This is a genomic window from Corallococcus sp. RDP092CA, assembly GCF_041903675.1.
GTDB lineage: Bacteria > Myxococcota > Myxococcia > Myxococcales > Myxococcaceae > Corallococcus.
Window position 1 is genome coordinate 1 of the sequence record NZ_JAYESI010000038.1, and the last position, 13,513, is coordinate 13,513.

Genomic DNA, 13,513 nt, shown 5'->3' on the forward strand with positions numbered 1-13,513 from the left:
GCGGAGCCCCTGCCGGACCGGTTTGGCCGAACCCGCGCGGTCCACTCCGTCGCGATTCCTGGGCGCTTCACGTCCGGACCTGATTGGCCGAACCGAACAGCGACCTGATTGGCCGAGCCTTGACACTAGCGGGACGCCAGCGTCTCCAGCTCCACCGTGCCCAGGGCGCGCGCCAGCTCCGCGCGGGAGGTGGCCAGGTCATACGTCGCCTGCACCTGCTGGGCGGAGGCGTTGGTGAAGGCCACCTGCGCGTCGCTCACCTCGATGATGTTGCCCACGCCCGCGCGGTAGCGCCCCTCCGCCAGCCGCAGCCGCTCGCGGGCGTTCACCTGGGCCTCGTCCGCGGCGCTGAGCGCCTCGCGCGTGGCCGCCACGTTGAGCCGGGCCTGCTCCACCTGGAGCCGCACCTGCTGCCGGAGCGCGTCCTTCTGCGCCTGGAGGTCGCGAAGGTTGGCGTTGGCCTCGCGCGTCTGCGCGTTGACGAGCCCGCCCTGGAACAGCGCCCAGCTCAGCTGGATGCCGCCCTGCGCGCTCAGCGTGGCGCCGTTGAAGGGGTTCTCCCCCACGTCGGACAGGTTGCCCGTGGCGCTCAGGCTGGGCAGGTGGCCGGCCTTCGTCACCTTCACCTGGGACTCCTGCGCGGCGATCTGCCGCGCGCGCGCGGCGACGTCCGGGCGGGCCTCCAGCGCGCGCTTCACCAGCGCGTCCAGCGCCTCGTCCTCGCCCGCGATGGCCGCCACCGTCACGTCCTGCACGGTGTAGTCGGTGGCCGTCTCCACGCCCATGGTCTGGTTGAGCTGCGCCTTCGCGGTGGCGTAGGCGTTCTGCGCGCGGATGAGCGCCACCTGCGCGTTGGCCTTCGCGGTGCGCTGCTGGAGCAGGTCGATCTCCGGCCGCGAGCCCACCTGCACGGACGCGTTCACCTGGTTGAGCCGGGCCTCCTCGCTCTGGAGCGTCTCGCGCGCCACGCCCAGGAGGGCCTTCTGCGTGAGGACGTTGAAGTACGCCGAGCGCACGTTGCGCAGCGCGTCCTGGAGCACCTGCTGCTGCGAGTCCTCCTGCGCGCCCGCGGACTCCTTCGACGCGTTGTAGCGCCCCGACGTCTTGCCGAAGTCGTAGATGAGCTGGTTGGCGCTGAGGCTGCCGCTGAAGCGCCGCGTGGAGTTGGACACCACGCCGGTGTCGCTGCCCGGCACGTTCTGGATGACGGCCCGGTTGCTGGTGCCCAGCGTGTAGCCAGCGCTGGCGCTCACCTGCGGCAGGAAGCTGGAGAAGGACTGGTCCACCCGGGCGTACGCCGCGTCGGTGCTGGCCTGGGCCGAGCGCAGCGACGGCTGGTTCTGACGCGCCAGGGCCTCCGCGTCCGCCAGCGTGATGACGCGCCCCTCGGCGGCCTCGGACAGCGACAGGGACTGCTGCACGGCCGGGGGCGTCACGGGCTTCGCCGGGTCCTGGGGCGGGGTGGCCGGGGCCTGCGCGCGCGGGGCGTCGGGCTGGGCCGCCTGGGCCCCCGCGACCACGGGCAGGACACACAACGAGAGCGTCAACGGAAGCGACCGCATCACTCGTACCTCAGTGCATCGATGGGATCCAACAGGCTCGCCTTGCGCGCCGGATACAGCCCGAAGACGACCCCGACCAGGCCGCTGAACACGATGGCCAGCAGCGCGACGTCAGGGCGGACCAGCATGGGCCAGCCGAACTGCGCGGCGAGCAGCTTCGCCACGCCCAGCCCCACGGCCGCGCCGATGACGCCGCCCAGCACCGCCAGCGTCAGCGCCTCGATGAGGAACTGCGCCAGGATGTCGCGCGGCCGCGCGCCCACCGCCACGCGCACGCCGATCTCGCGCGTCCGCTCGGTGACGCTCACCAGCATGATGTTCATGATGCCGATGCCGCCCACCACCAGCGACACCGCCGCGATGGCCGCGAGCAGGAGGCTCATCGTCTCCGTGCTCTGCTGCTGACCGCTGGCCACCTCCGCCAGGTTGCGCACGTCGAAGTCGTTGGCGTCGTCCTCGTTCAGCCGGTGGCGCTCGCGCAGCAGGTTCGTCACGTCCGTCTGGGCCTTCGCCGTGAGGTCCGCGCTGGCGGCCTGCACGAACACCGCGCCGGTGATGTACGCGCCCAGGCTCTGCGCCTGCACCTGGCGCTTGAACGTGATGGCCGGCACGAACACCGTGTTGTCGAAGTCCTGGCCCACCGGGGACTGGCCCTTGGGCGCCGTCACGCCCACCACGGTGAAGGGCGTCTTGTTGATGCGGATGACCTGCCCCACGGGGTTGAAGCCCTTGCCGTAGAGGTTGTCCACCACCGTCTGGCCCAGCACCGCCACCTTCGCGCCCGCCTCGTTGTCCGCGTCCGTGAAGTGCACGCCCTGCGCCATGGTCCAGCTGCGCACGGTGAAGTAGTCCGTCGTCGTGCCGATGACGCTGGTGTTCCAGTTCTGGTCCTCGCTGAACACCTGCGCGTTGGAGCGCATCTCCGGCGCCGCGCCGCGCACGCTGGACAGCTGCGAGCGCACGGCCTCCAGGTCGTCCCAGGTGATGGTGGGCTGGCTGCCGAAGCCGCCGCGCGCGCCGCCGGACTTGGACGAGCCCGGCAGGATGATGAGCAGGTTGGTGCCCATGGAGTCGAAGACCTGCTGCACGCTGGCCTTCGCGCCGTCGCCAATGGCCACCATGGCGATGACCGCGCCCACGCCGATGATGATGCCCAGCGCGGTGAGCACCGAGCGCGTCTTGGAGCGCAGGAGCGCCCGGAGCGCCAGGATGACTGTTTCCAGGATGTTCATGCCCCCACCTCCTCGGCGGGCACCACCGCCGGGTGCGGCGTCTGGCGCTTGTCGTTCACGATGCGCCCGTCCTTCACCACCACCACGCGCTGGGTGTACTCGGCCACGTCCGGCTCGTGCGTCACCAGCACCAGCGTGAGGCCCTCCCGCTGCAACTGCTGGAACAGCGCCATCACCTCCACCGTGGTGCGCGAGTCCAGGTTGCCCGTGGGCTCGTCCGCGAGGATGACGCGGGGCCGGCCCACCAGCGCCCGCGCGATGGCCACGCGCTGCTGCTGACCGCCGGAGAGCTGCTTCGGGTGGTGGTCCAGCCGGGCCCCCAGCCCCACGCGCTCCAGCGCCTCCTTCGCGCGGACGCGGCGCTCCTTGGCGGGCACGCCCGCGTAGAGCATGGGCAGCTCCACGTTCTCCAGCGCGGTGGTGCGCGCCAGCAGGTTGAAGCTCTGGAAGACGAAGCCCAGGGTGCGGTTGCGCACGCGCGCCAGGCCGTCGCGGTCCAGGCGGGCCACCTCGCGGCCGTTGAGCAGGTACTCACCGGAGGTGGGCCGGTCCAGGCAGCCCAGGATGTTCATCAGCGTGGACTTGCCCGAGCCGGAGGAGCCCATGATGGAGACGAACTCCCCGGGCTCCACCGTGAAGTCCACGCCGCGCAGGGCCCGCACCTCCACGTCGCCGGACTTGTACACCTTCACCACGTTCTTGAGCTGTATGACGGGGGGAGCCCGCCTCGTGTCCGAGTCCATCTCGCTGCCTCTGTCCCTTCCCCTGCCCTCGAAAGTGATTGGAGCGGCCGCCCGCGCCTAGAACGGGCCCCGGCGCATGCCGCCGCCCATGCCCCGGCCGCCGCCACCCGGGCCGCCGACGGGGCTCGCGCCGGAAGGCGCCGCGGAGGGCGTCGCGCCCGCCGCCGAGTTCGCCGCGGTGATGACGCGGTCGCCGGCCTTCAATTCACCCTCCACCACCTCCGTGTACGTGCCGTCCGTCATGCCGGTGCGCACGTTCACGGCCACGGGCTGCGGCTTCTGCTCCGGCTGGCGGCGCAGCACGTAGACGGTGCGCATGCCGGCGGGGGCCTGCGGGGCCGGCGCCTGCGCGGGCGCGTTCGCCGCCGGCACGGGGCGGTAGCGCAGCGCCGTGTTGGGCACGGACAGCGCCTGGTCCTTCTGCTGCGTGATGATGGTCACGTTGGCCGTCATGCCCGGCTTGAGCTTCAGGTCCGGGTTCGGCACGTCGAGCACGGCCAGGTAGGTCACCACGTTCTGCACGGTGATGGCCTCGTTGCGGATCTGCCGGATGGTGCCCTCGAAGGTCTCCCCCGGGAACGCGTCCACGGTGAAGGTGGCCTTCATGCCGGGCTGCAGCTTGCCCACGTCCGCTTCCGCGATGCTGGTGTTGACCTGCATCTTGCGCAGGTCCTCCGCGATGGTGAAGAGCACGGGCGCCTGGAGGGACGCGGCCACCGTCTGGCCCACGTCCACGCTGCGCGAGATGACGATGCCGTCCGTGGGCGACACGATGGTCGTGTACTTGAGGTTCACCTCCGCCTCGTTGAGCGCGGCCTGCGCCTGGGCCACCGCGCCCTCCGCGGCGGTGACCTCCGCCTGCCCGTTGGCGGCGGCGGACTCGGCGGTCTCCAGCTCGGACTGGGAGATGAACTGCTGGGCGCGCAGCTCGCGCGAGCGCTCGGCCTGCTTCTTCGCCACGTCCGCGTTGACGCGCGCCTTCTGGAGGTTCGCGCGCGAGGCCGTCATGTTCGCCTTCGCCCGGTCCAGCGCGGCCTGCACCAGCTGCGGGTCGATGCGGGCGATGACCTGCCCCTTCTTGACCTGCGAGTTGTAGTCGACCATCAGCTCCTGGATGCGCCCGGAGACCTGGCTGCCGACCTGCACCGTCACCAGCGCCGCCACGCTTCCGGTGGCCGTCACCTTGGCCGTGAGCTTCCGGGCCTCGGCGGGGGTCGTCTCGTAGGTGATGGCGTCCGCCTGGCGGCCGGCGCGCACGCGCCAGAACGCCACGGCGCCCGCCACCACCAGGATCGCCAGGATCCAGGCCCAGCGCGGCATGCCGCGCTTGCGACCCTCGTCCTCTTCCAGCTCCACCGGCGCCAGGGCCGGCGCTTCCCGCGGCATCTCGCTCAAGGCCTTCATGCCCCTATGTCTACGTTTTGAAATGTTTCGGCGAATCTCGTCTCTATTACGAAAGATGACCTGCGGCGAGGCGGCCGCCCGGTGTGTCCGCGGCTCCCACTCCGGGGAGCACGACGCGCGCGGTGGTGCCCTGGCCGGGCTGGCTCTCCAGGGTGAGCAGGCCGTGGTGCGCGTCCAGGATGCGGCGCACCAGCGCCAGCCCCAGCCCCACGCCGCCCGTGGTGCGGGCGCGGCTGCGGTCGGTGCGGAAGAACGGCGTGCCCACGCGCGCCAGGTCCTGCGCCTCGATGCCGATGCCCTGGTCCCGCACCTCCACCTGGAGGCCGCCGCCCTCCGACCGGGCGTGCAGCGTCACGGTGGTGCCGGGCTCGGAGTACTTCCCCGCGTTGTCGAGCAGGTTGTCCAACACGCGCCGCAGTAGCACGGGATCCGCCTCCAGCGTGGGCAGCGCGCCGTCCACCTGGACCTCCAGCCGGTGCTTCGGCCGGGCGGTGCGAAAGCGGGCGACCGCCTTGTCCACCAGCGCGTTCGCGTCCACGCGCTCCAGGCGCAGGGGGGGCACGGCGCCGCTCGCTCCCTCCGTCACCAGCTCCAGGCGGGACGTGGTGAGCACGTCCTCCACCAGGCGCTCCAGCTCGGACAGGTCCTCGGTGATGTCGGGCAGCAGCTCGCGCGCCGTCTGCGCGTCGCCCTCGGCGGCCAGGTCCAGCGCCACGCGGATGCGGGACAGCGGCGTGCGCAGCTCGTGCGACACGTTGGCGAGCAGCTCCTTCTGCGAGCGCAGGAGCTGGGTGATGCGACCGGCCATCTCGTCGAAGGCCTCGGACACCAGGCCCAGCTCGTCCGTGCGGCGCAGGCCCGCGCGCACGTCCAGCCGGCCGGCGCCGAACGCGCGAGCCGCGCTGGCCAGCTTCTCCAGCGGGCCCGCGAGCGTGCGCGCGAACACGACGGAGGTGATGGCGGTGCACGCCAGCACGAGCCCCACGATGATGGCCGTCTGCCGGTCGTTGTCCGGCGGCGGGGGCGGCGGGGGCAGGGACACGGCGGCGTAGACCTGGACGGGGCCCGGGTAGGGGCTCACCACCAGCATGCGGCCCGGGCCGCCCCCGGCGCCGGGGAACGGGCCGCGCGGGCCGCCGCGGGTGACGCGCGAGGAGACGGCGGAGAGCTCCTCGGGGCTCAGCGCGGGCGCGGGGTCCGACCGCGTGTTGCCGAGCAGCGCCCCGTCCGCGGCGCGCAGGGTGACGCGCATGCCCATGCGCTGCTGGGCGCGGTCGAGCGACGCCTGGAGCGCGGCGGGGTCTTCGCGCAGGGCGGACCACTCGTCGACGAAGTAGGACAGCTCGTCGTCGAAGCGGTTGCGCCAGGACTCGTTGCGCAAGAGGTCTCGCGCGAGCATGAGCGACACGCCCACGAGGAGGATCTGGATGACCCCCACCAGGTAGATGCGGGGGAGCAGGCCCATGGGGAGGCGGAAGAAGCGGCGGGCCTTCACGGCTCCGCCTCGGTCTCGGTGGCCAGCATGTAGCCGGCACCGCGGACCGTCTTGAGCAGGCGCGGGTTGCGGGGGTCCAGCTCCAGCTTCTGGCGCAGGCGGAAGATGTGCACGTCCACGGAGCGGTCGAACACCTCGTCCGCGCTGCCCTTCACCAGGTCGAGCAGCTGCTCGCGGCTGAGGACGCGGCCGGCGCGCTCGGCCAGGACGCGCAGCAGGCTGAACTCGTAGGTGGTGAGGGACAGCGGCTTGCCGTCCAGGGACGCGCTCAGGCTGCGGGGGTCCAGCACCAGGCGGCCCGCGTGCACGGGGTGGCTGGTGGGGCCCACCTTGCCGCGCGCGCGGCGCACCTGGGCGCGGATGCGGGCCAGCAGCTCGCGCGACGAGTAGGGCTTGGGCAGGTAGTCATCCGCGCCGGACTCCAGGCCCAGGACGCGGTCGGCCTCCTCGCCGCGCGCGGTGAGCATGATGATGGGGACGTCCGTGCGGGTGCGCAGCTCGCGGCAGACCTCCAGGCCGTCGCGGCCGGGGAGCATGAGGTCCAGGAGGATGACGTCGAAGGCGTGGCGGGACGTCTGGAGGAGCGCGTCGGTGCCGGAGGCGGAGACGGTGACGATGATGCCGTGCTCCTGGAGGTAGCGGGCGGTGAGCCGCGCCAGGCGTTCATCGTCCTCGACGAGCAGCACCTGGATGGTGGCTTCCTCGGAGGTCGTGGGGCGTGGGGTCGTCTCCATGGGTCGGGTCTCCGCGTGGGGTGCGGACCGGAGGCGAACGAGGGCCCGGACTTCTCTCCGTTAAGTCCGGCCCCCGCGGTCCGCCTCCGGACCGCGACCTGCAACCTCTCACCCCTACATTTCCAGGGGGCTACGGGCGCATGACGAAATATTACGGACGGAGGTCCGGCGGGTCATCCCAGGGGCATGCAGGGGGACGGCCGCAACGGGCCGAAATTCAGTCCGCGCCATGGCGCCGGGCGAGCGCCCGCCGGTCCACCCTGCCCGCGGGGGTGCGAGGCAGGGCATCCAGGCGCCGCAGGGTGCGCGGCCGTTTGCAGCGGGCCAGCCGGTCCGCGCAGAAGGCCGTCAGGGCCTCCAGGGTGGGCGAGGCGCCGGGCCGGGGTGGCCGGCGAGGACTCCTTCGACAGGCGGGCCTGGGACCTGGGCGCGCTGCTGGGCGTTCCCGTCCCACCGCGCCCCTGGCCCGCGAGGCACGGGCGCGCGGAACGCGCCCGTGCCTCACGTCACGTCATCAATCCCGCGAGGCGAAGTGCGCGGAGATCTTGTTCCACACCGCCGGGGTGATGCCCATGCTCAGGTGGTCATAGGCCATGCCCTCCTGCTTCGCGTCGGCGGTCCTCTTCGCGGCCGTCCAGCCCTGGGTGAGCTGGGTCATCGCCGCGATGCTCGCCTCGAAGAGCACGCCGTCGCTGCGCAGCGCGGACGTAGTGGACGTCATGCCGTCCGTCTCGAACGGCTGGGACCCGCCCGCCGTGCCGTACAGCACATAGAGCGACGGCAGGCGCGAATCCAGGCCGTGCTCCGCCAGGCGCGTGATGAACCTGCCGCCCATCTCCATGGCCGCCGCCATGCCCAGGCCGTCCATGATGCGGTACTTGCCGTAGCCCAGCGAGTCGTACGCCTCCCGGTTCATGTTCGTGTTGTACGCGTGGAACGCGAAGCACGGCGAACCCGCCGGGTCGAACGCCGTCGTGCGGCACACGCGGTGGTCGCTCGACTGCATGTAGCCCGCGGCGATCCAGGGGTTCAGCGGGTTGTAGATGAGCTTCGTGTCCAGCCAGGGGAAGTAGCGGTTCTCGTCCGGATCGATGTCGTCCCACGCGGACGCGCTGCGGTCCGGGATCGGGTACGTGCCGCGCAGGTCGTACGCCGCCTGCAACTGGCCCGGGTACGCCGTCACGTACTTGCCGCTGTCGCTCACCGAGCCGAAGAGGCTCATGTTGTACTCGTCGAAGTTGAACGACGACGCGGACAGCCCCTGGTTCGTGTTCAGCGCCTTCAGCGTGCTGCTGGACACCGGCGTGCCCGTGCTGGACAGGCCCGTGATGTTCGACAGGTAGATGCGGCGGAAGTAGTCCGGCCACGTGCCGCCGGAGCCCGCGCACACGCTCTCCGCGTAGGGGTTCTTGAACCAGGGCACGTCATACCCGAACGTCACGCACTGGAACGCGGAGAAGTACGTCCAGGGCATCGGGCCGCGGCCCACCGGCGCGTTGGAGGCCGTGCTCGCGATGGTCAGCGTGTGGATGGGGTGGCGGAAGTTCAGGTCGATGCCCTTGTGCGGGCCGGACAGCGGCACGTACACGCGCACCGAGTCGTCATACGCCGGCACCTGCGACGCCTGCTCCTTGGCCAGCCGCTCGAAGAAGCGCGTCGTGCTGAAGCCGCCCCACGTCGCCGCGTTCGCCAGCCAGGGGTCCACCGCCAGCACGCCCTTGCTCCACGCCACCACGTCCACCCGCGGCACGCCCGGGTGCAGCGCCTTGATGCGCTGGACGGCGTTGGCCACGTGGATGGCGTGGTTGAAGTTGTCGCCGTGGAACGAGCCGAACGTCACCGCGTACACGCAGCGGCCCTTCGACTCCAGGTCCTGCACCATGCCCGTCAGCTGCGCCGCGCCGTCGTAGGTGCCGCCCGAGCCGTTGTTGCCGTTGGGGAACAGCCACACGTTCGCGTCCTGGATGGCGCCGTGCACCAGCAGCGTCGGCGTCTTGTTCACGTCGCAGGTGCGCGCCGCGGTGGCCCGCCCCTTGTGCAGCAGGACGAAGCGCGCCTCCGGCCTGGTGGGGCCGGGCGTGGGGCAGGTGGCCCCGGTCGTCGTGGCACAGCTGTTCCCGTAGTAGAGGTTGAACGCGTTCACCAGCTGCTGGTTCAGCGAACCGAAGTACGTCTTCAGCGGGTAGTCGCTGGACTGGTACGTGTCCTGGTCACGCAGCTTCAGCGTGCGCGGGTTGTAGTACTCCGTGCGGAAGCGCTGCTTGCCTTCCAGCAGCTCAATCTGCCCCCAGGACCACGAGGGGGGCGTGTACGTGCCCACCACCCGGTAGTTGCCGGTGAAGGTGGGGACGGCGTCGAAGTACGGGGCCAGGTCCGCGTCCAGCGGAGCCTCGGCCGTACCGACGGCCTCTTGAACCGGGGGTGCTTCCGCGGGGTTCTCGGCCCCGCAACCTGCCATCAGCAATGCGGCCGTGAGCGACAGACTCCAGGTGCTTCGCATGCGGACCTCCGGGTAGGTGAAGGGTGCGGCGACAGCGGACTGCGACAGCGCGTGGACGCACGGGACACACGACGGGCCCCAGGGGCTCCCCGGAGGGCCCTCGCGTGACTCGGGGTGCGTCAGGGACGGCTAGCGGGCGTGCTCGCGCAGGAACGGGACGAGCAGGTCCTGGAACTCCTGCGTCTTCTCCAGGTGCGGGCTGTGGCCCGTGTCCTGGAGGACGACCTCGCGGTAGCGGCCGCCGTTGGCCTTGTAGCGCTCCATGACCTTGCGCATCTGCGACACCATGGGCTGCGGCGGATACACCTCGTCGCCGGGCCAGCCCGGGACGGCGCCCAGCTTGCCCAGGAAGCCGAAGTCGAACAGGGACGTGTCGGAGACGATGGCGTCGTCCGCGCCGCGGATCCACAGCACGTCCGGCCCGCTCGTCAGCGTCGCGAAGGAGGAGGTGTTGTAGTAGGCGGGCGCCATCGCGTTGTTCATGCCCGTGGTGCCCGGCGCCACGCCCGGCCAGTTCGGCGACTTCGTGAAGTTGCCCGGGTACAGCGCGTCGGACACGTGCGTGTCCAGCACGGAGTCCAGGAGCAGCTCCTCGTCCGGGTGGCGGAACGGCGGCTTCACGTAGCAGCCGTTCATCACGTTGCGCGGCGACGTCTGCGACTCCGTGGAGCGGTCCTTGTTCTTCAGCCGCTGCACGAAGTCCGGGTTGGCCGTGCCGCCGCCGGAGCCCGCGAAGTCCGCCCAGCACGGCGTGCCGTCCGCGTCGCGCGTGCCGCCGAAGCCGTAGGGCGACAGCGGCGCCTCCACCACCAGGCCGGCCACGCGCTCCGGGTGGTCGATGGACAGCTGCATCACCATGCCCGCGCCCGCCGAGTGCGCCACGAACACCGCGCGCTTCAGGGACAGCGCGTCCATCAGCGCCGCCAGGTCGTCGCTGAAGTCGCGCATGCCGCGCGTGGCGTGGATGGTCTTCTCCTCCGTGTGGCCGTAGCCGCGCATGTCCGGCGCGATGCCCCGGAAGCCCTCGGGCAGCGTCTTCATCAGCGACTCGAAGAACGCGGAGGAGGAACAGTTGCCGTGCACGAAGATGACGGGAAAGCCCTCCTCGCCCACGAGCCGCGCGCGCACCCGGAGCCGCTGCGTGGGGATGTCGCGGATCTCGACCTTCCTGGATGAATCAGCCATGTGCGCGCTCCTGGTTGGGTTTGCGTTGCTTGAACCTGAAAGAAGAAGCCCCGTGCGTCACGACGCGGCCCGCGCGTCAGCGGCGATGGCCGCCTCGCGCAGCTCGCGCTTGAGAATCTTCCCGGCGGGGGACACCGGCAGGGCCCCCACCAGCTCCACCCGCTTGGGGACCTTGAAGCGTGCCACCCGGCCCTTGAGGTGCTCGAGCAGCGCCTCCGGCGAGGCCTCGGCCCCCGGCTTGAGCACCACGTAGGCCCGGCCGCACTCGCCCCACTTCGCGTCCGGCACGCCCACCACCGCGCACTGCTGCACGGCCGGGTGCTCGTACAGGACGGTCTCCAGCTCCAGCGGGTACACGTTCTCTCCGCCGGAGATGAACATGTCCTTCTTGCGGCCCGCGATGGTGAAGAAGCCGTCCGCGTCCACGCGCGCCAGGTCCCCGGTGTGGAACCAGCCGTCCGCGTCGATGGCCTCCTTCGTCGCGGCGTCGTCCTCGAAGTAGCCGGAGCACACGGAGGGCCCCTTCAGCACCAGCTCCCCCACCCCGCCCACGGGCACCGCGTGGCCGGCGTCGTCCACCAGCTTCGCGTCGATGAAGTAGTTGGGCCGGCCGATGGAGCCCGCCTTGGACACCGCGAACTCCGGCCCCATGCTGAAGATGCCCGGGCCGAACTCCGTCATGCCGAAGCCCTGCTTGAAGGGCACCGGGTGCACCGCCTGCCACGCCTGGAGCAGCGGCACCGGCAGGGGCGCCCCGCCGCTGGTCACGAAGCGCACGGAGGAGAAGTCCGTCCCCCTCCAGCGCGGCGAGTCCATCAGCTGCTGGTACTGCGTGGGCACCGCGAAGAAGAGCGTCACCTTCTCCTTCGCCACCAGGCCCAGCATCTCGTCCGGATCCCACCGGCGCATCAGCACCACGGTGCCGCCCACGGTGAGCAGCGGCAGCGTGTAGACGAGCAGCCCGCCCGTGTGGAACAGCGGCGTGTGCGTCACCGTCACGTCGCCCTGGCGAAGCTCATGCACCAGCGTGTTGAGCGTGTTCCACGCCACCATGCGGTACGAGATCCTCGCGCCCTTCGCGCGGCCGGTGGTGCCGCCGGTGAAGAGCAGGCAGAGGATGTCCTCCTCGCTCACCGCGTCGTTCGTCACAGGAGCGGCGGGCGCGTACGCCACGGCCTTCTCATACGGCTCCGCGCCCGGCAGGCCCTGCGCCTCCAGCGACACCAGGCGCAGGCCGTCGCCCACGTGCTCGCGCACCTGGGCCACCGCGGCCTTGAAGTCGTCCCCGAACAGGAGCACGCGCGGGCGGATGGCGCGCACGCCCTCCGCCAGCTCCGCCGCGTGCAGCCGCCAGTTGTAGGGCACGAAGATGGCGCCCAGCTTCCCGCACGCGAACAGCGCGTCCAGGGACTCCACGCCGTTGTGCGCGACGATGGCCACGCGGTCGCCGCGCCGCACGCCCGCCACGTCCCGCAGCCAACCCGCGAGCGCGTTCGCGCGCGCGTTCATCTGCCGGTAGGTGAAGCGGCCCGCGTCCCCGCGGGCCACGTCCACCACGGCCACCGCGTCCGGCCAGTAGAGGGCGCCCCGCCCCATCCAGTCTCCGATGAACATGCGAAGAGCTCCTGTCTGAATGAGGCGGGTGGAGGGTGACTAGGCCGTCCAGCGGTAGAGGGCGGACGCCATGGCCAGGCCACCGCCGCTGGCGCAGAACGCCACGAGGTCGCCCTTCTTCACCTTGCCCTGCACGACCGCGTCGTCGAGCGTCATGGGGATGCAGGCGGAGCCCGTGTAGCCCCACTTGTCCATCGTGTAGTGCGCCTTCTCCATGGGCTGGCGGAGCGCCTTCATGGTGGCTTCGATGGTGCGCAGGTTGAGCTGCGTGAAGACGAACAGCTTCACGTCGTCCAGCGTCTGGCCCGCGCGCTGGAGCAGCGCGTCCAGCAGCATGGGCCAGCGCTCGGTGTTGAACGTGGAGGGGAACTTGCGCACGAACTGCACCGCCGGCTTGCCGTCCGTGAGCGCCAGCGTCTCCGCCGTGGCGGGACGGTGGGTGCCGCCGGTGTAGATGCCCAGCGCGTCGTGGTACTCGCCGTTGGCGAGCAGCTTCGCGCCCAGGAAGCCCGGCTTGTCAGAGGCGCCCAGCACCACCGCGCCCGCGCCGTCCGCGAACAGCGTGCAGGTCTTCTTGTCCTTCCAGTTCACGTACCGCGTCATCCCGTACGCGCCCACCACCAGGATGCGCTGGTAGCTGTCGTCCGTGGCGAGGGTCTTCGACGCCACGTCCAGCGCCGTCACCCAGCCCGCGCAAGCGGCGTTGATGTCGTAGGTGCCGGCGTTCACCGCGCCCAGCTTGGCCTGCACCACGGACGACGTGCCGGGGCTCAGGTAGTCCGGCGTGTCACTGGCCACGAGCACCAGGTCCAGCTCCCTGGGGTCCACCTTCGCGCGGGCCAGCGCCTCCTTCGCGGCGGCCACCGCCAGGTCGCTGGTGGCCTGGTCGTCCGCCATCACGTGGCGCTGCCGGATGCCCACGTTCTGCTGGAGCCACTCGTCCACCTTCTCGCCGAGGATCTCCTCCACGTCGGCGTTGGTGAGGCGCTTCTCGGGGACGTAGCGGCCGGTGGACAGGATGTTCGCGTAACGCATGACGGTGTC

At 71.2% G+C, this 13,513-nt stretch carries 10 protein-coding genes; all 10 read right to left on the minus strand.

All coding sequences use genetic code 11. The annotated features are described in order from the left end of the window. Window positions 1-125: 125 nt before the first annotated feature. The 10 genes from U8525_RS29700 to U8525_RS29745 all read right to left on the minus strand — a co-directional run bounded on the left by U8525_RS29700 (window position 126) and on the right by U8525_RS29745 (window position 13,504). The gene (locus tag U8525_RS29700) at window positions 126-1,562 is read right to left on the minus strand and encodes a TolC family protein (RefSeq protein ID WP_374270068.1); all 1,437 of its coding nucleotides are present in this window, start codon (window positions 1,560-1,562) and stop codon (window positions 126-128) included. Then, on the minus strand, window positions 1,562-2,794 hold the full coding sequence (locus U8525_RS29705) for an ABC transporter permease (RefSeq protein ID WP_374270069.1): 1,233 nt from the start codon (window positions 2,792-2,794) through the stop codon (window positions 1,562-1,564). Before U8525_RS29705 ends, U8525_RS29700 begins: the two co-directional genes overlap by 1 nt. Beyond that, a complete protein-coding gene (locus tag U8525_RS29710; RefSeq protein ID WP_374270070.1) occupies window positions 2,791-3,537 on the minus strand; it encodes an ABC transporter ATP-binding protein in 747 nt (248 codons plus the stop codon). Before U8525_RS29710 ends, U8525_RS29705 begins: the two co-directional genes overlap by 4 nt. Window positions 3,538-3,594: 57 nt before the next feature. Beyond that, window positions 3,595-4,941, minus strand: a complete 1,347-nt coding sequence (locus U8525_RS29715) for an efflux RND transporter periplasmic adaptor subunit (protein ID WP_374270071.1) — start codon at window positions 4,939-4,941, stop codon at window positions 3,595-3,597. A 46-nt stretch (window positions 4,942-4,987) separates the two neighbouring features. Further along, the gene (locus tag U8525_RS29720; protein ID WP_374270072.1) at window positions 4,988-6,436 is read right to left on the minus strand and encodes an ATP-binding protein; all 1,449 of its coding nucleotides are present in this window, start codon (window positions 6,434-6,436) and stop codon (window positions 4,988-4,990) included. Beyond that, entirely contained in the window at window positions 6,433-7,170 is a 738-nt protein-coding gene (locus U8525_RS29725; RefSeq protein ID WP_374270073.1) for a response regulator transcription factor, read from the minus strand. The genes U8525_RS29720 and U8525_RS29725 overlap by 4 nt, the downstream gene beginning before the upstream one ends. A 514-nt stretch (window positions 7,171-7,684) precedes the next feature. Continuing rightward, on the minus strand, window positions 7,685-9,670 hold the full coding sequence (locus U8525_RS29730; protein WP_374270074.1) for an esterase/lipase family protein: 1,986 nt from the start codon (window positions 9,668-9,670) through the stop codon (window positions 7,685-7,687). Between the two features lie 129 nt (window positions 9,671-9,799). Continuing rightward, entirely contained in the window at window positions 9,800-10,855 is a 1,056-nt protein-coding gene (locus U8525_RS29735; protein ID WP_374270075.1) for an alpha/beta hydrolase, read from the minus strand. A gap of 57 nt (window positions 10,856-10,912) precedes the next feature. After that, complete coding sequence (locus tag U8525_RS29740) at window positions 10,913-12,469, minus strand: long-chain fatty acid--CoA ligase (protein ID WP_374270076.1); 1,557 nt, start codon at window positions 12,467-12,469, stop codon at window positions 10,913-10,915. A gap of 39 nt (window positions 12,470-12,508) precedes the next feature. Continuing rightward, on the minus strand, window positions 12,509-13,504 hold the full coding sequence (locus tag U8525_RS29745) for a 3-oxoacyl-ACP synthase III family protein (protein ID WP_374270077.1): 996 nt from the start codon (window positions 13,502-13,504) through the stop codon (window positions 12,509-12,511). Window positions 13,505-13,513 lie beyond the last annotated feature (9 nt).